This window comes from Bordetella sp., from assembly GCF_057362025.1.
This window is the reverse complement of the sequence record NZ_JBMQQZ010000105.1, coordinates 1-21,651: the sequence shown is the minus strand read 5'-3', so window position 1 is coordinate 21,651 and position 21,651 is coordinate 1. Positions and strand designations below refer to the sequence as shown.

At 67.0% G+C, this 21,651-nt stretch carries 20 protein-coding genes, 1 tRNA gene and 1 pseudogene; 16 read left to right on the top strand and 6 right to left on the bottom strand.

Features of this window, described 5'->3' with window-relative positions; translation table 11 throughout:
• Positions 1–336 precede the first annotated feature (336 nt).
• Positions 337–413 (top strand) — tRNA-Pro (locus ACO1P8_RS24100).
• A 141-nt stretch (positions 414–554) separates the two neighbouring features.
• Here ACO1P8_RS24100 and ACO1P8_RS24095 read toward each other — a convergent pair.
• The gene (locus ACO1P8_RS24095; RefSeq protein WP_486298373.1) at positions 555–1,313 is read right to left on the bottom strand and encodes a COG4705 family protein; all 759 of its coding nucleotides are present in this window, start codon (positions 1,311–1,313) and stop codon (positions 555–557) included.
• A gap of 351 nt (positions 1,314–1,664) precedes the next feature.
• Between ACO1P8_RS24095 and ACO1P8_RS24090 the strand changes: the two genes are divergently transcribed.
• A complete protein-coding gene (locus tag ACO1P8_RS24090; protein WP_486298372.1) occupies positions 1,665–3,086 on the top strand; it encodes a 3-deoxy-D-manno-octulosonic acid transferase in 1,422 nt (473 codons plus the stop codon).
• Here the strand turns inward: ACO1P8_RS24090 and ACO1P8_RS24085 are convergent.
• Both ACO1P8_RS24085 and ACO1P8_RS24080 read right to left on the bottom strand, forming a co-directional pair.
• Complete coding sequence (locus ACO1P8_RS24085) at positions 3,083–4,477, bottom strand: ATP-binding protein (protein WP_486298371.1); 1,395 nt, start codon at positions 4,475–4,477, stop codon at positions 3,083–3,085. The two genes, ACO1P8_RS24090 and ACO1P8_RS24085, sit on opposite strands and share 4 nt — an antisense overlap.
• A complete protein-coding gene (locus ACO1P8_RS24080; protein WP_486298370.1) occupies positions 4,474–5,145 on the bottom strand; it encodes a response regulator in 672 nt (223 codons plus the stop codon). Before ACO1P8_RS24080 ends, ACO1P8_RS24085 begins: the two co-directional genes overlap by 4 nt.
• A 304-nt stretch (positions 5,146–5,449) precedes the next feature.
• Here ACO1P8_RS24080 and ACO1P8_RS24075 point away from each other — a divergent pair, with 304 nt between their 5' ends.
• The 3 genes from ACO1P8_RS24075 to ACO1P8_RS24065 all read left to right on the top strand — a co-directional run bounded on the left by ACO1P8_RS24075 (position 5,450) and on the right by ACO1P8_RS24065 (position 7,554).
• Complete coding sequence (locus tag ACO1P8_RS24075) at positions 5,450–6,025, top strand: hypothetical protein (RefSeq protein ID WP_486298369.1); 576 nt, start codon at positions 5,450–5,452, stop codon at positions 6,023–6,025.
• A 117-nt stretch (positions 6,026–6,142) separates the two neighbouring features.
• Positions 6,143–6,742: an ABC transporter ATP-binding protein gene (locus ACO1P8_RS24070; protein ID WP_486298368.1), complete on the top strand. Its 600-nt coding sequence runs from the start codon at positions 6,143–6,145 to the stop codon at positions 6,740–6,742.
• Complete coding sequence (locus tag ACO1P8_RS24065; protein WP_486298367.1) at positions 6,739–7,554, top strand: ABC transporter permease; 816 nt, start codon at positions 6,739–6,741, stop codon at positions 7,552–7,554. Before ACO1P8_RS24070 ends, ACO1P8_RS24065 begins: the two co-directional genes overlap by 4 nt.
• Positions 7,555–7,682: 128 nt before the next feature.
• Here ACO1P8_RS24065 and ACO1P8_RS24060 read toward each other — a convergent pair whose 3' ends face one another.
• Positions 7,683–9,077, bottom strand: a complete 1,395-nt coding sequence (locus ACO1P8_RS24060) for an MmgE/PrpD family protein (protein WP_486298366.1) — start codon at positions 9,075–9,077, stop codon at positions 7,683–7,685.
• A 214-nt stretch (positions 9,078–9,291) separates the two neighbouring features.
• Here ACO1P8_RS24060 and ACO1P8_RS24055 point away from each other — a divergent pair, with 214 nt between their 5' ends.
• The 11 genes from ACO1P8_RS24055 (at position 9,292) to ACO1P8_RS24005 (ending at position 20,526) form a co-directional block, all read left to right on the top strand.
• The gene (locus ACO1P8_RS24055) at positions 9,292–10,101 is read left to right on the top strand and encodes an SDR family oxidoreductase (protein WP_486298365.1); all 810 of its coding nucleotides are present in this window, start codon (positions 9,292–9,294) and stop codon (positions 10,099–10,101) included.
• A 77-nt stretch (positions 10,102–10,178) separates the two neighbouring features.
• Complete coding sequence (locus ACO1P8_RS24050; protein ID WP_486298364.1) at positions 10,179–11,099, top strand: NAD(P)-dependent oxidoreductase; 921 nt, start codon at positions 10,179–10,181, stop codon at positions 11,097–11,099.
• A 123-nt stretch (positions 11,100–11,222) separates the two neighbouring features.
• Complete coding sequence (locus ACO1P8_RS24045; protein WP_486298363.1) at positions 11,223–12,095, top strand: isocitrate lyase/PEP mutase family protein; 873 nt, start codon at positions 11,223–11,225, stop codon at positions 12,093–12,095.
• Between the two features lie 20 nt (positions 12,096–12,115).
• Positions 12,116–13,081, top strand: a complete 966-nt coding sequence (locus ACO1P8_RS24040) for a Bug family tripartite tricarboxylate transporter substrate binding protein (protein WP_486298362.1) — start codon at positions 12,116–12,118, stop codon at positions 13,079–13,081.
• 240 nt (positions 13,082–13,321) lie between these two features.
• Entirely contained in the window at positions 13,322–14,383 is a 1,062-nt protein-coding gene (gene pstS / locus ACO1P8_RS24035; RefSeq protein WP_486298361.1) for a phosphate ABC transporter substrate-binding protein PstS, read from the top strand.
• Between the two features lie 70 nt (positions 14,384–14,453).
• Complete coding sequence (gene pstC, locus ACO1P8_RS24030) at positions 14,454–15,413, top strand: phosphate ABC transporter permease subunit PstC (RefSeq protein ID WP_486298360.1); 960 nt, start codon at positions 14,454–14,456, stop codon at positions 15,411–15,413.
• Entirely contained in the window at positions 15,361–16,257 is an 897-nt protein-coding gene (gene pstA, locus ACO1P8_RS24025; RefSeq protein ID WP_486298359.1) for a phosphate ABC transporter permease PstA, read from the top strand. The genes pstC and pstA overlap by 53 nt, the downstream gene beginning before the upstream one ends.
• Before the next feature lie 169 nt (positions 16,258–16,426).
• Positions 16,427–17,323, top strand: coding sequence for a phosphate/phosphite/phosphonate ABC transporter substrate-binding protein (locus ACO1P8_RS24020; RefSeq protein ID WP_486298358.1), 897 nt, complete (start codon positions 16,427–16,429; stop codon positions 17,321–17,323).
• 20 nt (positions 17,324–17,343) lie between these two features.
• Positions 17,344–18,165 (top strand): phosphonate ABC transporter ATP-binding protein, encoded by an 822-nt coding sequence (locus ACO1P8_RS24015; RefSeq protein WP_486298357.1) that lies wholly within the window; start codon positions 17,344–17,346, stop codon positions 18,163–18,165.
• A gap of 9 nt (positions 18,166–18,174) precedes the next feature.
• Positions 18,175–18,978 (top strand): phosphonate ABC transporter, permease protein PhnE, encoded by an 804-nt coding sequence (gene phnE / locus ACO1P8_RS24010; RefSeq protein ID WP_486298356.1) that lies wholly within the window; start codon positions 18,175–18,177, stop codon positions 18,976–18,978.
• A gap of 84 nt (positions 18,979–19,062) precedes the next feature.
• On the top strand, positions 19,063–20,526 hold the full coding sequence (locus ACO1P8_RS24005) for an ArnT family glycosyltransferase (protein ID WP_486298355.1): 1,464 nt from the start codon (positions 19,063–19,065) through the stop codon (positions 20,524–20,526).
• 12 nt (positions 20,527–20,538) lie between these two features.
• Here the strand turns inward: ACO1P8_RS24005 and nirD are convergent, their stop codons facing one another.
• A complete protein-coding gene (nirD, locus tag ACO1P8_RS24000; protein WP_486298354.1) occupies positions 20,539–20,904 on the bottom strand; it encodes a nitrite reductase small subunit NirD in 366 nt (121 codons plus the stop codon).
• Positions 20,904–21,651: pseudogene (locus ACO1P8_RS23995) on the bottom strand (nitrite reductase (NAD(P)H)); the annotation flags it as partial. The pseudogene ACO1P8_RS23995 and the gene nirD, both read right to left, overlap by 1 nt.

The following is a 21,651-nucleotide window of genomic DNA, read 5'->3' as shown; positions in this document are numbered from 1 at the left end:
TCTATGCGTATCGGGGGTACGCTTATTTGAATGGTGGTGCAGCGTACTTGTAAAGCGCCGTGTCCGCGTTGATGGAAATCAAGCGATCGCGCCAGCAGCGCGTTTTGATTTTTGTCGATCCCATGCGTGCCGGCGTGCTTCGTATTCATGCCGGATGATGCGTTGCGCAAACGTCGCCGGGCTCTTGCGCCAGCGACGTGGTGCGGCGCTGGGTCCGTATCGCTTTCGCGTTTGGTACAGGCGCGGGTGGCGTCTGCGGATGACCGTTCGGTGGCCGCACAATGCGCGGCGGAGTCTCGGGTACAATGCAGGCCCGTCCGGATTGCGGACGGCCGTCGGGGCGTAGCGCAGCCTGGTAGCGCATCTGCTTTGGGAGCAGAGGGTCGCGAGTTCGAATCCCGCCGCCCCGACCATTCAAATCAAGGGCTTACAGTTTTTTTTGAGCTGTAAGTCCTTTTGTTTTTCGGGCAATGGCCGCGCCGATCGCCTTGCTTTCGGACGCCGATTCCGCGTTGCGGGGCGTGCATCGCGTGGCGGGGGCGTGGGGCCGCCCGTCAGTGCGCGGTTCTGGCCGCGCGCGGCTTCAATAGCAGAATCATCAGCAGGATGAAGGCCAGCAATGCCGCGGACGCCGAGTAGCGGCTCAAATCCAGGCCGCCATTGCTGACCGGCTTGTCCAGGAAATCGCCGACGGCGGCGCCGAGCGGCCGCGTCAGGACGAACGCCAGCCAGAACAGCAGGGTACGCGACACGCGGGTCCGGTAATAGGCCGCCGCGACCACGATAAGCGCCGCGGCGAACAGCATGGCCGCGCCACCGTAGCCCATGTCCCCCATGCTGGCCGTCCAATCGCCCAGTGCCGTGCCCAGCGTCTGCGAGAACATGATCGTGATCCAGTAGAACGCTTCGGCGACGGGAGCATTGACGGTGCTTACCGAAATCGACCCTAGCGTCCGGTGCCAGGCAAACAGCGAGGCGAGCAGCAAGAGCAGCAGCAGGGTCGAGCCGCCCGCATAGCCGATGCCAAGCGAGCGATCGGCGAAATCGGCCAGCGTCGTGCCGAGCGTGGTGGTCGCGATGATGGTCGTCCAGTACAGGAAGGGGTGGAACTTGCTGGACCTGATCTGCGCGGTGACTGCGATCAGGAACAGCACGGCGAACAGCCCCGTGCTGACCAGATAGCCCAGGTTCATCGACATCGATACCGCGTCGCCGCCGGTTTCCCCGAGCGTGGTCGCGGCGATCTTGATAAGCCAGAAGCCGAGGACGACCTCGGGGACTTTGGCGACGGTGATCTTCGGGTCTGCGTCCATGGCTGTTCGTCCAGTCCTTCCTGATGCGTTGCGGTTGACGGGGCGTTGGTGAGTATGGCTTCGGTCGTGTCGAATTCTCATCGAATTTTTCGTCGGCGATATGTCGTGCGTGGGCCTTGCCGCTGTCGCATCGCAAATGTCCACCGTATGCATTCCGGTCCGAGCGGCGCGCGGCCGCGCGATCGCGCCGCTGCTTAAGGGTCTCTTAATCATTCACTGAAGACAATGCCCGGCGTGGGTTTGCCACACCGCTCGCAAGAGAGGAAGTGCTCGGGAGTTCGCTTTGTTTATCGGTGCGGATTGTTTGTCCTGCCGCGGATGCGGCCGGAATGCTCGTGAAGAGAGGGCGCGATGAATCGGGCCCTTTACAGCTGTCTGGCGCGGGCTCTCGCGCCGCTATTGGCCGCGCGTGTGTTGATGCGGGCCCGTTTCGATTCTTCGTACGGCACGGCGATCGGCGAACGGTTCGGGTGGTATCGCGATGCGATGCATGCCGCTGCGTTCGCCGGCGGCAGGACGATGCGCGCGCGGCCGGTATGGGTGCACGCCGTCAGCCTGGGCGAGACGCGCGCCGCGCAGCCGCTGATACAGGCGCTGCTGGAGCGCCAGATTCCGGTGCTGCTTACACACATGACCGCGACGGGGCGCCGCGAAGGCAGCAAACTGTTTGCCGTCGCGATCGAGCGGGGCCAGTTGCTGCAAGCCTGGCTACCCTACGATCTGCCCGGTGCCTGCAGCCGTTTTTTCGAGATGATGAATCCCGTCTGCGGCGTGCTGATCGAACGCGAGGTCTGGCCGAATCTGATCCACGAGGCCAATCGGCGTAGCGTTCCGATGATCATGGCCAGCGCGCGGCTGTCGGCGCGTTCGGCGCGGCGAGGCCTGCATGCGGGCAGGGTGCTGCGCGATGCTTACGCCGGGCTGGACATTGTGCTCGCGCAGTCCGAGGCTGACGCGCGGCGCCTGCGCGCGGCCGGCGCGCGTCGCGTCGAGACCTGCGGCAACCTGAAGTTCGACTCTGTGCTTTCGGAGCATCAGATGGCGCGAGGCCGTGCCTGGCGAGCCGCGTGGGACCGGCCCGTCATCACGGTGGCCAGCACGCATGAAGGCGAGGAAGCGGAATTCGCGCGCGCCATCACGGGGCGCGCGGCGGAATTGAGGAACGCGTTGCTGGTCATCGTGCCACGCCATCCGGAAAGATTCGACGCCGTGGAAAAGCAATTGCAAGCCTGCGGCCTGCGCGTGGCGCGCCGCACGGCGGTAGATCCCTGGCAGCCGCTGCCGGCGCAAACGCAGGTGCTGTTGGGCGATAGCATGGGCGAGCTGGCGACCTACTACGCCGCCAGCGACGTCGCCATCGTCGCCGGCAGCTTTATCGCCGAAGGCGGGCAGAATCTTATCGAAGCGTGCGCCGCCGGCGTGCCGGTCGTCGTCGGCCCGCATGCGCGCAACTTCCAGCAGGTCACGGATGAGGCCATCGCCGCCGGGGCCGCGCTACGCCGGCCTTCCGCCGGCGCGGCAATCGATGCCGCGGCCGGCTTGCTGGCCGACGTGTCCGCCGGGGCCGCGATGGCGGCCGCCGGCCTGCGCTACGTCGCCAGCCATGCCGGCGTCGTCCGGCGCACCATGGTGTGCCTGGAGGCCTTCCTGTCCACCCCTGGTGCCGGCGTGCCCGATGCCGTGGACAGCGCGGCTTCGGCTGCAACTGCCGGCGAGGCGGTCCTGGCGCGGGATCCCATCGCGCCGGCCGGCCGTGCCATGGGCAGCGGCTAGCCAGGCGGGGCCATCGTGGCGTGGCCCGCCACGCGGGCGGGCGCGGCGTCGATTTCCGGCTGGGTGCGGAGGCCATCGTGGTAGTACAGCACCAGCCGCGCGCGCAGTCCCGGTCCCGGTTCGCGGTTGCTGAGCTGCAATTCCGCCCGATGCCGGTCGGCGATACGGCGGGCGATGGCAAGCCCCAATCCGGAGCCGTGCGCGGCGGACCCGGCCACCCGATAGAAGCGGTCGAATACCCGTTCGAGCTCGCCCGGCGGGATCCCCGGGCCGCTGTCGGTGACATCGGCCCAGGCGTATTCCTCTTGCCATCCGATGGAAACATCGACGCGTCCGCCCTCCGGCGTGTAGCGGATGGCATTGTCCACCAGGTTGGCCAGTAGCACGGTAATCGCGGCGGGGGCGCCGACGGCGGGGACCTGTCGATTCCGGTCGCGCAGCAACCCCAGGTCGATATTTTTCTGCTCGGCCAGGATCGAGGCGTCGCTGACGACCTGCGTCGCGACTTCGGCAAGGTCGAACGCGCCTTCGTTGGGCGTTACCCCGGCATCTTCCCGCGCCAAAGTCAGCAGCTGCTGGACGAGATGGATGGTGCGGTTCAGCCGCCCGTCTATCTTGGTCAGCAGCTCGGGATTGCCCTGGAGCGCGCCATCGCGGGCGGCGAGCTGGAACTGCAGTTTGAGGGCGGTCAGGGGCGAGCGCAGCTCATGCGCCGCGTCCGCGACGAACAGCCGCTGGCTGCGCAATGCGGTATCCAGGCGTGCCAGCAGATCGTTCATGCGCTTGACCAGGGGCATGAACTCGCGGGATACGCCGTTGTCCACGCGCAGCGGGTCCAGTACATCCGCCGAGCGCGTGGCGATCAGGTCCGACAGGGTGGTAAGCGGGCGCAGCCCGCGCGTAACCACGAACCATACGAGCAGGATGGCGCAGGGAAAGAGCAGCGCCAGGGGCCAGAGCACGCGCGCCGCCAGTTTCAGGGCGAGTTCGTTGCGTATGGCGGTCGGCTGCGCCACCTGGACCACGCGGTCGCCGTCCGTCAGGCCGAACGCGCGCCAGCGCCTGCCCTGGAATTCGGCGTCATGGAACCCATCCCCCAATGGAGGTAATCCGGTGCTCGCCAGGGACCGGTAGCCGATGTTTCCGGCGGCGTCCCAGATCTGGATGGCGATGCCGTCGTCGGCGATGCCTTCGAAGTCGGGAGACTTCTCTATGGCGACGTCCGAGTCCGCGCCATGGGGCAGGGAGATGGCGACGGCATGCAGCTCGTAGTCAAAGAGTTCCCCCGCCTCGATCGTGGCGGTACGAAAGATCAGGTAGCCCGCCATCGCGCTGACGACGGCGAAGCCGCAAATCAGCCAGGCGAGCAGCCAGCGTTTCATGGACCTCATGCGCCATGCTCCACCGCCGCCAGGCGATAGCCCACCCCGCGCACGGTGACGATGCGTCTGGCGCCCATTTTTCGCCGCAAGCTGTGGATATAGACCTCGATGGTGTTGCTGCCGACTTCCTCGTTCCAGCCGTAGAGTTTTTCCTCCAGCTGTTCCCGGGTGAATACCCGCCGCGGTTCCTCTATCAGGGCATGCAGCAGGGCGAATTCGCGCGGCACCAGGGTAAGCGGCGTGTCGCCCAGATGGGCCTCGTGCGCCACGGGATCGAGGCGCAGATCGCCGTGGACATGGACCGGCATGACGTTGCCGTGCCGGCGGCGCAGCAGGGCGCGCACGCGGGCCCCCAATTCATCGATATCGAAAGGCTTGACCATGTAGTCGTCCGCGCCGGCATCGAGTCCGCCGATACGGTCCGCCACCGAATCGCGCGCCGTCACGATCAGGACGGGTGCCCGTCCCCCTCTCTTGCGATAGTCCTTCAGCAGCGCGATGCCGTCACGCACCGGCAAGCCCAGGTCGAGCAGGATCAGGTCGTAAACATCGTGTGCCGTGGCCAGTTCCGCCTGCCGTCCGTCCCCCACGCGGTCGACCGCGTAGCCGGCGCGCCGCAGCGCTTCGAACAGGCTTTCCGCGATCATCGCGTCGTCTTCTATCAGCAGTAGTCGCACATCGGCGCTCCGGAACCGGGGCGTCCGTTCGGCCCCGATGCTTCGACATGGAACTCCGGCGGACGTTCCATGGCGACGGCGCGCGTGCGCCTGGCGGCAAAGCTTCGCGCGGAAACCTATGGCGAAATGAAAGGTAAGCAAATGCGCCGGGCCGCCGCGCGGCAGGTGGGCGGCGATACTATCCGGCCTAGCGTCAGCCCCTTGAAGGGGAATCGACATGATTTTTTCGACGGTTCCCGGCGAGATTTTTCCCTCTGGCCAGCCGGCGGACGCAGCCGCGGCCTGCTCTTGAAGGAAGACCATCATGGCTTTCGATCTCGGTAATCTGCTCGCGCAATTCGCCAACGCCGCCAGTGGCAACAACACCACCGTCCCTGCCGGCGCGAACGCCGCCGCCGGCGACGTGTCCGATCATTTCGAGCAAGCCGCGCAGGCGGCCCCGCCGGACCTGCTCAGCCAGGGGCTGGCGGCCATGTTCCATTCCGATGCGACGCCGCCCTTCCAGCAGACGGTGGCCCAGTTGTTCGGCCAGGCCAACGGGACCCAACAGGCCGGCATTCTCAACCAGTTGCTGAGCGGCATGGGGCCGACGGCGCTGGCCTCGCTCATGGGCGGGGCCGCCGGCGGCGGGCTCGCTTCCCTTCTGGGACAGGCGGCACCGGCCGAAGGCGGGGCGCCGCCGACGGTCACGCCCGAGCAGGCAGCGGCCGTCACGCCGGACCAGGTGGCGCAGATCGCCGCCCACGCCGAGCAGCACAACCCGGACATCGTCGAGCATATGAGCGCCTTCTATGCGCAGCACGCCAGCCTGATCAAGACCCTGGGCGGTGCCGCACTAACGGTCGCCCTGGCAAAGATGGCGGAGACCCATCGCGGCTGATCCGGGGCGGCGCGGCCCATTGCGCACGCGGCCGCGCCGAATCGATTTGCGCCACAGCCGCTTTTCGAGGCCGCCGCGCTTCATCGAAGGGCCTTTCGCCGGGGTATGATCCCCGGCATGCCGTTACTGGAACTGACTCAGCTTTCGTCCCCGCGCCTGTCGCCGGTGGACCTGCGTTGCGAAGCCGGTGACTGCCACGCCGTCCTGGGCCCGTCCGGGTCCGGAAAATCCGTGCTGCTGCGCCTGATCGCCGACCTGGATCCCGGCCAGGGTACGGTCGCCCTGCGCGGTGTCGACCGTTCGCGGATGTCGGGGCCGCAATGGCGCCGGCAAGTGATGTATTGCCAGGCGGAAGCGGGATGGTGGCATGAACAGGTCGCGTCCCATTTTCCCGATCGCGCCGCGGCGCTTGCCATCATGGCGCGCCTGGGGCTGTCGCCCGACAAGCTGGATGCCGTGGTGCACGACCTATCGACCGGCGAACGGCAGCGTTTGGGATTGATACGCGCGCTGCTGCTGCGTCCCGCGGTCCTGCTGCTGGACGAGCCGACCGCATCGCTGGACGCGCAGTCCACCCTGCGCGTCGAACAGGAAATCGAAGCCTGCCGGCGCGATGGCGCGGCCGTGCTATGGGTGACGCACAGCGCCGAACAGGCGCGGCGCGTGGCCACGCATTTCTGGAGTATGCGGCAGGGACGCCTGGAGCAGGCCGGATGAATGTCATTTATCTGAGCGCCTCGGATATCGCGCTTGCCGCATGCCTGGTCGCGCTGGCGGCGCTGATCTCCATGGGCATGCGCCTGGCCTTGCACGGGCAGGTCCTGTGGGCGGCGGCGCGGACGGTCGTGCAGCTGTTGTTGGTCGGGCATATCCTGCGCCTGGTGTTCGCGCATGCATCGGCATGGCTGACCGTCCTGGTGGGCGTGGTCATGATGGCCCTTGCCGCGCGCGAAGTCGCCGCGCGGCCGGCGATCCGGATGAAGGGGCACGGCAACGGCGTCGTCGCGGCGCTTACCGTGATGTCCACCACATTGGTAACGGCCATGTTCGTCCTGCATACGGCGATGCGGCCCGATCCCTGGTACGACCCGCGCTACAGCATCGCGCTGGTCGGGATTGTCTTGGGCAGCGTATTGAATTCCGCAAGCCTGAGCCTGGATACCATCCTGTCCGGCGTGCGGCGCGAGCGCGGAGCCATCGAGGCCAGGCTGGCGCTGGGCGCATCCGCGCGGCAGGCGTTCGCGGGCCTGCTGCGCGAGTCGGTGCGGCGCGGCATTGTTCCCAGCGTCAACCAGATGTCGGCCGCCGGCATCATCACCTTGCCCGGCATCATGACCGGCCAGATCATCGCCGGGATGGATCCCGTGGAAGCCGCCAAATACCAGATCCTGCTGATGTTCCTGCTGTGCGGCGCCAGCGCGCTGGCCGCCATGGGCGCCGCCTACGCGGCCATGCGGCGACTGACGGATACGCGCGACCGCCTGCGGCTGGACCGGCTGCGCCCACCCGCCGGCCGCCCCGGCCGCTAGCGGCAGCCGCCTGTCCGGTCAGGCCGCGCGATCGGAATTTTCGCGTTTCCTTTCCTGCCCGGTAAGTCGAAGAGCCCCGCGCTTCCGCCGTGGCGAATTGCGGGAACATTCGCATGCGCGCCCGTACCTCAGGCCTCCGGCCCCCTGGGCCTTCCGGCGGCGAGCGCCATCAGGCTGCCGGCGTCTGCCGTCCGCTCGAGTGCCCAGACGCCATCGATGATGGCTTGCGGGTCGCAGCCGGTATTGCCGTAGGCGCAGAGCTCGCGCAACTTGCGTTCGAGGTCCGTGTCGGCAAGCGGGTTGGATGCCGACCCTCGCGCCGCGGCGACCCGATGCGCGAAGGTGCGGCCGTCGTCCAGCGCGATGCGGACTTCCACCGCATCGATGGCGTAGTGGGGGTCGTCGTGGAAGTGCAGCCGCGTGTCCAGGACATGTGCGCGCGGCTCGGCGACGGCGGCGTCGGAGAACTCGGCCAGGCCGGCGCGCCCATGCAGCAGGCAGGCCGCGACGGCATGCTGGGCACTGACCTGCGATTCCCGCCCCGTGCGTGCGCCGGGGCGATCGGTGCGTTGGCGCAGCAGCGGGTGGCCGTGCAGGTCCACGCGCGCCACGCGCGCCAGGCCGGCGGCGCCCAGCTCCGGGTCGCCGCGCAGGGCGAGCACAGCCTCGATCACCGGGTTCAGCACGACGCCGCAAGGGTAGGGCTTGTAGGTGTTGCCGCCCAGCTCCCAGCGCTGGCCCAGTTCGCCGTTCAGCTGCGCCGGGTCCGGGGAATCCGACAGCACCTGCAGGACGCCGCGCGGCCCTTCCAGCGGCTGGTCGGGCCCCGTGTAGCCTTCGCGCGCGAGCAGCGCGGAAAGCAGGCCGTTGCGGGCCGCATTGCCGACCGCAATGCTCTTGGCCATCGTGCCCAGGGTCTCTACCAGGCCGCCGGTCTGGTTGCCGGCGCAGGCCAGGGCCCAGGCGGTACGGCAAGGATCCAGCCCCAGCAGCCGGGCGGCGGCGATGGCCGCCCCGAATACCCCACAGGTCGACGTGATATGCCAGCCTCGCGTGTAGTGGCCCAGCGTCAGCGCCTTGCCCATGCGGCATTCGATTTCCGCGCCCAGTATGAAAGCGTGCAGCAATTGCGCGCCGGTGATGGGGCTGCACTGCGCCAGCGCGAAGACCACCGGCGCGACCGGCGCGGTCGGATGGATGATGGTGGCGGGGTGCGTGTCGTCGAAATCGAAGACGTTGGCCGCCATCGCATTCAAGCTGGCCGCGTGCAGGATATCGGTGCGCTTGCCGCGTCCGATGATATCGGCCTGCCGGCCGGCGCTGAACGGCGCGAAGACGCGGGCGGCGATGTCCAGAGTGGGGTCGGTCGCGCCGGCCAGCGCCACCGCGAAGTAATTCAACAGCGAACGCCTCGCTTCATGGCGCACCGTCTCCGGGATGTCTTCCCAGCGCCACTCCGCCCCGAATCTGGCGATGTCCCGTGTGAGGGGGCCGAAGTGGTCCAGGCGGGATGCGTGCGACATGTCTGCTCCATGGAGAGGTGCGCGGGACGGGCGTGGTATCGCCTGCGGATCGCCGGCCCCGCGGCGCGTATCGGTGCGCTATCTTGGATGATTGTATGATTGACTGAATATATCACTGGAATGTCATTTCGGTAATACAATCATACCGTCCTGCTGAACCAGAACATCGATTCGCCCGGGTTTCTGCCACGGGCCGCTGGAGACGAAAACGATCATGGAGAACGATGAGGCGCTTGCGCCATCGCTGCGCGGCAAACGTGCGCTGGTGACCGGGTCGGTCGCGGGACTGGGCCACGCCATTGCCAGCCGGCTCGCTACCGCGGGCGCCGCCGTAGTCCTGCATGGCCTCGAACCGCCGCAGGTGGCGCGGGCGGCGGCGGATCGATTGGCGCGCGAAACCGGCGCGCGGGTACGGCTGTCGCGCGCGGACCTGACCGACGTCGGCCAGATCGAGGCGATGATGGCCCAGGCCGAGGAAGAGCTGGGCGGTATCGATATCCTGGTGAACAACGCCGTGGTCCGGCATTTCGCGCCGGTGGACCAGCTGCGCACGGAGCAGTGGAACGAGGCCCTGGCCGTCAATCTGTCGGCGGCCTTTCATGCCGTGCGGCTATCCCTGCCCGGAATGCGCGAACGGGGCTGGGGCCGCATCGTCAATATGTCCTCGGTCTATGGGGCCGGCGCCACCCAGGACAGGATCGCCTACATCACGACCAAGACGGCGCTGATCGGCATGACGCGCGCCATCGCCATCGAAACCGCGCGTACCGGCGTGACCTGCAACGCGTTGATGCCCGGCACGGTACCGACGCCGCCCATCGTGGAGCGGATCGCCGGTATTGCCGCCGACCGCGGCATTTCCGAGGCGGAGGCGGCGTCGGATTACCTGCGGGCACGCCAGCCCACCGGCCGTTTCGTGGCGATGGAAAGCGTCGCCGCGATGGCGATGCTGCTGTGTTCGACGGCCGGGGCCGACATCACGGGCGCCATGTTGCCCGTCGATGGCGGCTGGACGGCCGCGTGAGCGGCCCGCCTGCATGAATGGCGCCGCGGTCCCGCGGGCGCAAGCACTTCTACCTATCGCACTGAATGGAGACGACGATGAACGATAAGGCAAAACCCCACCTGGGCTTCGTGGGCATCGGCCGCATGGGCGCACCCATGGCGCGGCGCCTGCTGGAAGCCGGTTTTCCGCTGACGATTCACGACCGGCAGGCCGACGCGGTACAGACCCTGGTGGCGCTGGGTGCCCGCGCGGCGGATACGCCGCGGGCGGTGGCCGACGCGGCGTCCATCGTGCTGGTCTCGTTGCCGAAACCGGATATCGTCACCGAGGTCGCGCTGGGGGCCGAAGGGCTGATGCATGGCAAGGCGGTACGCATCGTCGTCGACCTTTCGACCTCGGGCGCCCAGGCGGCGCAGCGCCTGGCGCGAGGCCTGGGCGAACATGGGATCGCGTCGGTGGATTGCCCGGTCAGCGGGGGAATCGGTGGTGCGGCCAAGGGCACCCTGGCCTTGATGCTATCCGGGCCCAAGGAGGCGTGCGATACGCTGGGTCCGGTGCTGGAAGTATTGGGAAAGTCCTTCTACATCGGCGAACAGCCCGGCCTGGCGCAGACCATGAAGGTCATCAACAACCTGGTCTCGGTGACCGCGCTGGCGGTCACGTCCGAAGCGCTGGTGATGGGCGTCAAGGCAGGACTGGATCCGGACATCATGGTGCAGGTCATCAATTCCGGCTCGGGTCGCAGCAACTCGTCGGAAGACAAGATTCCGAAGTACGTCCTGAGCCGCAGCTTCGGCTTCGGTTTCGCCATGGGCCTGTCCGCCAAGGATGTCGGCCTGTGCCTGGCGGAAAGCGAGGCGATCGGCGTACCGCTGCGCGTCGGCCGCGCCGTGCGCGACCTTCTCGATGACGCGGTGGCGCGCCTGGGCGACCAGGCCGACATGACCGAGATCGTGCGGCTGGCCGAGCAGGCCGCGGGCGTGGAGGTCCGCGGCAAGGCAGCCGGAAAGAACTGAGGCATGGCATGTGTGCCCGCGCTGGCGGGCACGCGCGTACGCCGGCGCGGTAGGGGTGCCACGGCGGCCCGAGCCGGGCGGCGGGATGCCGTCCCGGATAAGAACCACGACGAGGAGACTGCTTTGACCCGTTCTGAAAGATTTCGCGAACTGCTCAGGAAACCGCCGTTCGTCTGCATGGGCGCCCACGACGCCGTGACCGCCATGCTTGCCGAACAGGCCGGCGCGCCGGCCATTTATGTCAGCGGTTTCGTCGCGTCGGCCATCGTGGCCGGCAAGCCGGACGTGGGGCTGTTGTCGCAGACGGAGATGTTCGACCATATCCGCCGCATCTGCCGCGTGACCAGCATCCCCGTGTTCGCCGACGCCGATACCGGCTACGGCGGTGTGCTCGATGCGCAGCGCACCATCCAGCTCTGGGAAGAGGCCGGAGCCTCAGTCCTGCACCTGGAAGACCAGGCAGTGCCCAAGCGGTGCGGGCACTTCGCCGGCAAGCAGCTGGTTTCCAAGGAGGAGATGACGCAGAAGCTGCGCGCCATGCTGGACGCGCGCACCGACCCGAACTTCTTTGTCGTGGCGCGCACCGACGCGATCGCCGTCACGGGGCTTGCCGATGCGCTGGATCGCCTGGAGGCGTATTCGGAGACCGGCGTCGACGGCCTGTACGCCGACGCGCCGGAAAGCGTCGAGCAGATGCGAGAGATCGTGCGCCGGCTGAAGCCGCTGGGCAAACCCATCCTGTTCAACATGGTGCGATCCGGCAAAAGTCCCTATCTGTCACTGAAGGAGGTCCACGATATCGGTTTCGACTATGCGCTGTGTCCGGTCGAACCCATGCTCGCCATGCACAAGGCCGTCAAGGAAATGATGGAGACCTTCATGCGCGAAGGATGCTCCACCAACGCCATCGCGGACCGCCTGACGTCCTTCGAGGACTTCAACGGCTTCGTCGGCCTGGATCGTATCGCGCGGGAAGAATCCCGCTATGCCGTCTAGGGTCTTATAGGAGACAAACCATGAAGCAACGGATCATCGCAGCGCTCATCGCCTCCACGCTGGGGTTCATCGGTACGGCGGTACAGGCCCAGGCGGACAGTTTTCCGGACAAGCCCGTGACCCTGGTCGTGCCGTATTCGCCGGGCGGGGGCAGCGACAATATCGCGCGCGCCGCCGCGAACTTCCTGTCGCAGTACTGGAAGCATCCCGTCATCGTCGAGAACAAGCCCGGCGCGGACGGCATGATCGCCACCCGGCAGGTCATGCGGGCGGCGCCCGATGGCTACACGCTGCTCATCTCGATCCCGGCCATCGCGGCGCTGAAGTACATCAACAAGGCAATGGACGCCGATCCGCTGGTGGAATTGCGTCCCGTCAGCATGCTGGCATCGGGTCCCACCGGCATCGTCGTGAAGGGCGGGACCGATATCCGGACGATCGACGATCTGAAGAAAGCCTGCGCCAAGAATGCCGCGCGCTGCAGCTGGGCCAGCGGCGAGCCGTTTACCTTGCTGGCGGGGACGGGGCTGGTGGAGAAAATGGGCCTTAAGAACATGACCAACGTGCGCTATGCCGGCACGTCGGCAGCCGTCAATGACATCATCGGAGGCCGGGTCACGATGGTTGTCACCGGGCTCTCGTCCGTGGTGCCGCATCACAAGGCCGGCACCATGAAAATCCTGGCGCTCAGCAGCGACAAGCGGTTGCCGGAAGTCCCGGATGTCCCCACCTATGCCGAGAGCGGCCTGGGCGACGTGGATTTCACCAACAACTGGTACGGCATCTTCGTGCCGGCAAAGACGCCCGATGCCGTCGTCGGCAGGATCGCGGACGGCATGCGGCTGGCCGCCAGGGATCCGCAAGTGCAGAAAGTGCTGCAGCCCCTGCTGATCCAGCCGGTGGGAAGCTCGCCGGAGGAATTCGCCGCGACCGTCAAGCGCGCGCAGGCCACCGTCGACAAGCTGTCCAGCCACCTGACCCAGTAGCGATCGCTGCCGCGAGGGAAGGCGCGGGAGGGGCGGGACGCCGATCTTCAATAAATCTCCATTTTTCGCGGCGCGCCCTTCGGGACGCGCGCATCGCGGGGGACCGCTACGCCGGCCGGCGGACGATTCAGTTTTGTGAAAACAAAAGTTCACGGACTCGTCATCGGCTCGTGTTGAAGTTGCGCTCGATTCATGGCCAGCCTGTTGCGCCGGCATCCATCAAAACGAAGAGAGCTCGACATGACGACCACACGACGCCTTCCTTTCAAGCCGCTGATCGCCGCGGCCGCCCTCGCCGTCAGCTGCGGTGCGCACGCCGCCCAGGCCAACCTGCTGGAAACCGGCTCCACGCTGCTGTATCCGCTGTTCAATCTGTGGGTGCCCGCGTATACGAAAGCCAATCCCGATGTGAAGATCACCACGCAAGGGACGGGCAGCGGTACCGGGATCGCACAGGCGATCTCGGGCGTGGCGCAGATCGGCGCTTCCGACGCATACATGAGCGATGCGCAGATGAAGCAGAACGCGAACATCGTCAACATTCCGCTGGCGATTTCGGCGCAGACCGTGAACTACAACCTGCCCGGTCTGAACGGCACGCATTTGAAGCTGGACGGGCCGGTGCTGGCCGGCATCTATGACGGTTCGATCAAGAACTGGAACGATGCGAAGATCGCCGCGCTGAATCCCGGCGTGCAACTGCCCGATCACCCCATCGTCACCATCCATCGCGCCGACGGCAGCGGCGATACCTTCCTCTTCACGCAGTATCTGGCGTTCACCACGCCGGCATGGAAGAATGCCGCCGGCTACGGCACGTCGGTGAGCTGGCCCGCCGTGCAGGGCGCGGTCGGCGCCAACGGCAACCCCGGCATGGTCCAGGCCGCCCAGCAAACCCCGTATTCCATCGCCTATATCGGGGTGAGCTTCCACCAGCAGATCGACGAGGCCGGCCTGGGCACCGCGATGCTGAAGAACCATTCCGGAAAGTATCTGCTGCCGACCACCGCCACCGTCAATGCGGCGGCCGCCGCGATGGCCGCGAAAACGCCCAAGGACGAGCGATTGAGCCTGATCTTCGCACCGGGCGAGAACTCCTATCCCATCGTCAACTACGAGTACGCCATCGTCAATACGCACCAGGCCAACGCCGCCGCCGCCAGCGCCTTGAAGCAGTTCCTGAACTGGAGCATCAGCGCGACCGGCGGCAACTCCGATCAATACCTGAACGCCGTGCGCTTCGTGCCGCTGCCGTCCAAGATTGCCGACCTGAGCCGCGACCAGATCCTGAAGATCCGGTAGCTGCCCATCAGCCGCCCATGCCGGATGACGTCGCGGCGTCATCCGCGCGGGGCGGCGCCGGCGTCCTTTCATGCGATTTTTCCGTACCGGTCTTGGATGCTTCGCCGCGCTCGTGCCGCTGGCGCTGCTGTCCCTGTTCGTCTTCCTGGCCGTCTATGCGTGGCCGGCGATCCGCTTCAATGGCCTGCATTTCCTGGTCTCCGATACCTGGAGCCTGGGCAATCTGTACGCCGATCCCGTGATGCGGGATGGACAGGCGGTCCCGGCCGGCGCGCATTACGGCATCTGGGTGTTTATCGTGGGTACCCTGGCCAGCTCCGCCATTGCGCTGGCCGTCGCGGTGCCCATGGGGATCGGGGTGGGGCTGTTCGTCTCCGAGTACACCCCCCCGGCGGTGCGCCATGTCTTCGCGCAGATCGTCGAGGTCCTGGCCATGGTTCCCAGCGTCGTCTACGGCCTGTGGGGCCTGGAAGTGCTGGCGCCGCTGGTCTACAAAAACATCGCGCCCCTGATCGCCAAGGTCTTTTTCTTCGTTCCGTTCCTGTCGGCGCGTGCCGGCTCCGGCTATGGCCTGCTGACGGCGGGCCTGGTCCTGGTGCTGATGGTGCTGCCCGTCATTTCGAGTACCTTGCTGGAAGCCATGCAGCGGGTGCCGCGCGAGCTGCGCGAATCGACCATGGCGCTGGGCGCCACGCGGACCGAAATGGTGCGCAAGATCCTGCTGCCGGCCGTGCGCGTGCCCTTGATCGGCTCCGCGATGCTGGCCATGGGGCGGGCGCTGGGCGAGACCATGGCGGTGCTTATGGTCAGCGGCGGGGCGCTGAACTATTTGCCCAATACCCTCTACAGCCCCATCACCAGCGTGGCGGCTTTCATCGCCTCGCAGCTGGACAGCGCCCTGCAGGACCCCAGCGGCATGGCCGTGCGGTCGCTGGCGGAGATCGCGCTGGTGCTGCTGGTCATTTCGGTCATCGTCAATGTCATCGCACGCCTTCTTACCCGACACGCTCTCGCCGGCGCCGACGCGTGAGCGCTTCCCCGCCATGGCGCCCGCGCGGCGCCGTGGCGACGCCGTCTTCACACTGCTGTGCCTGGTGGCATTCGCGCTGGTGGTCCTTCCGCTGGCCAGCATATTGTGGACGGTGTTCGCACGTGGCGCCGACGCGCTGACCTGGCGCGTCTTCACCGAAGTCACGAACGGCATCAGCGGCGGCCTGCTGAATGCGATCGAAGGCACGCTGGTGCTCAGCCTGGGTGCGCTGGCGTGGGCCGCTCCCGCCGGCGTGGCGGCCGGCATCTACCTGGCCGAGCACGGCCACGGCGCATGGGCCGCCATCGTGCGCTTCCTGGCGGACGTGCTGGTGGGGGTGCCTTCCATCGTGCTGGGCTACGTCAGCTACATCACGATGGTGGTCTGGCTGGGCTGGCAATTCTCCGTCCTCGCGGGCGTGATCACGCTGGGCGTATTGGTGCTGCCCTACATCGTCCGCTTCACCGAGCTTTCCATGCGCCAGAATCCGCCGGCGCTGCGCGAGTCCGCGTACGCGCTGGGTTGCCGGGAGTACGTCGCCACGCTGCGCATCCTGCTTCCCGCCGCGCGCTCCGGCGTCATCACCGGCATTCTGCTGTCGCTGGCGATCTCGGTGGGTGAGACCGCGCCGCTGATCTACACCGTCGGGTGGTCCAACTATCTGTGGACCGGCAGGCTGACGCAGGAACCCATCGGTTACCTGACTTATGTCATCTGGAGTTTCATCAACCAGCCGTTTCCTTCGGCGCATGCGCTCGCCTATGCCGCGGCGGTGCTGGTGGTGGCGGTGGTGCTGGCCATCAACATCCTGGCCAGGGTGCTGCTGCACAGGCGCGGCGGCTGACGATGCGGCTGCCGCGTGGCGAATGTTGCGGTTTCGTGTCGGCCCGCGCGCGCGCGGGAATATATATGAGACGTATGACCGTACGTTGTCACCTTGCCATCATTTTCCGCGCCTAAAGTAGATCGCGATTCGCCATTGCCTTACTCCACCCGTCCATTCCCCGCCCATCATGAAACTCCTGAAAATCTCCGCCACCCTCGCGCTCTTCTGCGGCCTTGCCAACGGCGCGCACGCCGCCGGCACCTGTCCCGTCGATGGTCCCGTCCGCTTCGGTGTCGAGCCCTACGAGTCCTCGCAGCGCCTGCTGCCCGTGTATACCGACCTGGCGAAGCTGATAGGAAGCAAGATCGGCTGCGATGTGACGCTCTACCTCGCGACGAGCTACAACGCCGAGATCGAGGCCATGCGCAACAAGAAGCTGGAGTTCGCGCAGTTCGGCCCGCTGGGCTACGTCCTGGCGCACCAGGTGGCGCAGGCGCAGGCCGTCGCCAGTTTCGTCGGCCCGAACGGCAAGCCGGCGACGTATTACGCCTCGATCGTGACCTGGCCCGGCTCGGGCATCGCCACGATCGCCGACGTCAAGGGCAAATCGTTTGCCTATTCGGATCCTGCCTCGACTTCGGGCCACCTGTTTCCGGCCTACGGCCTGCGCAAGAACGGTATCGATCCGGATCATGGCGTCAAGGCGATCTACGCGGGCAGCCATACCGCTTCCTACGAGGCACTGCGCAACCACAAGGTGCAATCCGGCGAGCTGAACAGCGAAGAGATTTCCAGCGCCAAGCTGCACAACGAATACGATCCCAAGGGCTTCGTGACCTTGTGGAAGTCCGATGAGATCCCTCTGGATCCGCTGGTGGTGCGCGGCGACCTGCCGGCGGATTTCAAGGCCAGGCTGACCTCCGTCCTGCAATCGCTGGATTTCCGCGAGTTGCCCGAGGCCGACCAGAAGTTCCTGGCCGCCAACGCGACCCCCGCGCTGAAGACGGTGCCGCAGACGGACGATTCCTACAACTTGATCCGCGACCTGGTATCGACGCTGAAAATAGACCTGACCAAGCTATGAGCCTCGGACACGCAACCCCTATGGAAATGGCCCTGGACGCTGCGCTGCTGGGCTCCGATCCGGGCCCCTCGACGTTCGAGCGGCCCATGGCCGCGGATCGCCACGGACGCCTGACGGTGCGCGAGCTCTCGATGCGCTATGCCGATGGGCATCTGGCGCTGGATCGCTTCGACCTGTCGGTGCGGGCCGGCGAGATGGTGGTAATCCTGGGCAGCAACGGCTGCGGCAAATCGACCTTCATGAAGTGCGTGGTGGGCCTGAACCGGCCCACCGGCGGCTCGGTCGAAGTTGCCGGGCGCGATCTCGCGAGTTTGACGGGCAAGGCGCTGCGGGCAGCGCGCATGCCCATCGCCTTGATTTCGCAGAATGCGAACCTGGTCAAGCGCCGCAGCGTTCTGGCCAATGTCTGCGCCGGCACGCTCGGACGGCATCGCACCCTGGCCTCGATGTTCGGCCGGATACCGCGCGTCGAGGTCGAACCGGCGTTGGGTTTCCTGGATGAAGTGGGCTTGCTGCACCTGGCAAGCCAGCGGGCGGGCACGCTTTCCGGCGGCCAGGCGCAGCGCGTGGCCATCGCTCGCGCGCTGGCGCAGCGGCCCCATGTGCTGCTGGCCGACGAACCCGTCGCCAGCCTGGACCCGGAAGCTGCCGACGAAGTCATGCGCCTGTTGCGCCGCCTGTCCACCGACGACGGGCTTGCCGTGGTGTGCGTCCTGCATCAGCCGGAGCTCGCGACGAAGTACGCCGACCGCCTGGTGGGCCTGCGGCGCGGCCGCATGCAGTTCGACGATCCCGTATCCCGGGTATCCATGCAGCGCATCTCCAGCCTCTACGCTTCCTGATTGCCATCCATGTCCCGCGTCCTGCCCATTTCCGGCTCGTCCCCCGTCCTGTCCCGGACGCGCACCGTCTATCCGGCGCTGCTGGCGATCCTGCTGATTGCCGTGTTCGTACAGGCCTGCATCGTGGTCCAGGCACGGCCGCAGGACCTGATCACCGGCGTGCATGGCATGGCCGACATCCTTGCGCGCTCCCTGCCGCCCGCCTTCGACCAGTTCCTGCCCAGCCTGCAGCCGGCGCTGGAAACCGTGGACCTGGCGATTTTCGGCACCGTGTTCGGCGTAATGCTGGCCTTCCCGCTGGCCGTGCTGGCGGCCGCCAACGTGACGCCATCGCGGCCGCTGTACGTCGCGGCGCGGACGGTAATCGGCGTATGCCGGGTGGTGCCCGACCTGGTGTGGGCCCTGCTGTTCGTGACGGCGGTCGGGCTGGGGCCTTTCCCGGGGGCGCTCGCGCTGGCCGTTCATTCGGTGGGGATGCTGGGCCGCCTTTTCGCCGAGGTGATAGAGGACATGGATATGGGCCCCGTCGAGGCCTTGACGCTGACCGGCGCGGGCCGGATGCAGGTGTTCACGCACGCGGTGGTGCCGGGCGTGCTGCCCTCGCTGCTGGGCATCAGCCTGTTCCGCTTCGACGAGAACCTGCGGTCCTCGCTGGTACTGGGTTTCGTCGGGGCCGGCGGCATCGGCTTCCAACTGTTGACGGCGATGAACCTGTTCCAATACCAGACAGTCTCGTTCCTGCTGGTGATGACGTTCGTGCTGGTGGTCTGCGCCGAACGCATGTCCGCCTTCCTGCGCAGCCGTGTGAGCTGACCGTTCCGGCCGGTTGCCCTTGGCAGCCGTCGTGTCCCACGGCGATACTACGCCTCCACGATGCGATGCGGGGAGGCAGCGCTTATGGGGTTCGTCGATCGAATGGTCTGGCCGGCACTGGCCGGTATATGGGCCCTGCGCCTGTTCGCCATGGCGGCGATGCCCTTCGTGGATACGTCCGAACCGCGCTATGCGGAGATCGCCCGGCTGATGGCGGAATCGGGCGATTGGATTACGCCCTGGTTCGCGCCGGACGTGCCATTCTGGGGCAAGCCGCCGCTGGCCTTCTGGATGCAGGCGCTGTTCATCAAGATGTTCGGCCTGTCGGAATTGGCCATACGGCTGGCATCGCTGCCGCCCATGATCGGCATGCTATGGCTGGGCCATGTGCTGGCGCGCCGCATGATATCGCGCGATGCGGCGGTGTGGTGGCTGCTGATCTTCAGCACGATGCTATTGCCGGCGGCGACGGCGGGGGCGGTGCTGACCGATCCCTATCTGGCCTTCGCCGTCACCTTGAGCATGGTGTCTTTCCTGCTGGCGCGGCATACGGCGGGGCGGGGCTGGGGCTATGCCTTCTTCGCCGGATTGGCCATCGGACTGTTGGCGAAAGGCCCGGTCGCCGTGGTCCTGGTGGCGGGCGCCATTATTCCCTGGCTGCTGTGGTGCCGGCTCTTCGCTCCCGCGGATGCGCGCCCCGCGCGGCGCCTGCCCTGGGCCGGCGGCATACTGCTGGTCGCCGTGCTGGCGCTGCCCTGGTATGTCGCCGCGGAGCTCAAGACGCCCGGCTTCCTGCGTTATTTCATCCTGGGCGAGCACTTCTACCGCTTCGTGGATCCCGGGTGGAAAGGCGATATGTACGGCTCGGCCCATGACAGCGCCTACGGGGCCATCTGGCTGCAATGGCTGGTCGCGTCGCTGCCCTGGGGCATCGTGGGGTTGCTGGCGCTTGCCTGGCGCTGCCGGCGCTGGGCCACCGTCCGCGAGCGCCTGCCCGCGGTCCTGCGCGACACGCGCTGGACCTACCTGCTGGCCTGGTCGCTGGCGACGCCGCTGTTCTTTACTTTCTCGGGCAACATCCTTTGGACCTATGTGCTGCCGGCGCTGCCGCCGGTGGCGCTGTTGATCGCCGCCGCCGTGCCCGCCGCATCCCGGCCGGCCACGCGCAGGGCCATTCTGGCCTGTGCGGCGGCGGTGCCGCTGGCTTTCGCGGTGGTGGCACTGGCGGCGATCCTCAGCCCCGAACGGTTCAAGACGGAGAAGGACCTGGTGGCCAAGGCCGCTTCCATGCAGGCGCCAGGCGAGCCCCTTTACTTTGTCGGGCGCGTGCCGTTTTCCGGGCGTTTCTATACGCGCGGCACCGCGCGGGCCGTCCCGCTGGAGCGGCTGGGCGATGTCATCGCGCCGGCGGGGGGCCGGGTTTTCGTGGCGGTTGCGCGCGACGACGAGGGCGAAGCCGTCGCCCGGCTGCCGCGCGACGCGCGCGTCGTTTACGCCAGCCGGCTGCGCCTGTTGTTCGTGACGGGCGCGCCGCGCGGCGCGCCTTAGCGCCGCCGGGGCCTAGAACGCGGCATCCGCCAGCGTTTCGACGACATCCCCATTGAACCGCGCGCGCCAGGTGCGCAGTCGGTGTTCGGGATATTCCACGCAGAGGCCGTCGCGCAGGCGGAAATGCTGCTTGTACAGGGGCGAGGCCACCACCAGCTCTCCTCCCAGATGGCCGACGATGCCCCGGCCGAGTACGTTGGCGCCGGACTTCGGGTCGCGGTTGTCGATCGCGTACAGGGTCTGGCCTTCGTTGCCGGGGACGTAGAACAGGGCGATCTGCGCGTCGTCAACCAGGGCGACGACGCCGGAGTTGCCGACCAGGTCGCGGCGGTGGCAGACGGGACGCCAGCCGGCCTGGGGGTTATCGGATGCATGCATCAGGCGATCTCCTCGACGATGGGGATGGCGCGGATTTCATCCGGCCGCGCCGGCCGGGGCTGGCCGCGCTCCTGCACGAAGCGGATGTCCGGGTCGGCGCGCCGGTCGTTGACGAAGGTGCGGAAGCGCTTCAGTTTTTCCGGGTCTTTCAGCGCGTTCGCCCATTCGCATTCGTAGCGGTCGACGACCAGCTGCATCTGCGCTTCCAGTTCGGCGGCCAACCCCAGGCTGTCTTCGACGATGACGGCCTTCAGGTAGTCCAGGCCGCCTTCCAGGGAGTCGCGCCATACCGACGTGCGCTGCAGCTTGTCCGCGGTACGGATATAGAACATCAGGAAGCGGTCGATATAGCGGATCAGGGTGGCGTCGTCCAGATCGGTGGCGAACAGCTCCGCATGGCGCGGCCGCATGCCGCCGTTGCCGCACACGTACAGGTTCCAGCCCTTTTCGGTGGCGATCACGCCGACGTCCTTGCTCTGCGCTTCCGCGCATTCACGTGTGCAGCCGGAGACCGCGAATTTCAGCTTGTGCGGCGCGCGCAGGCCCTTGTAGCGGTTTTCGATGTCCAGCGCCATCCTGACGCTGTCCTGCACGCCGTAGCGGCACCAGGTGCTGCCGACGCAGGACTTCACCGTGCGGGTGGCCTTGCCATAGGCGTGCCCGGTCTCGAAGCCGGCGGCGATCAGCGCTTCCCAGATGTCGGGCAGCTCGTGCAGCTGCGCGCCGAACAGGTCGATGCGCTGGCCG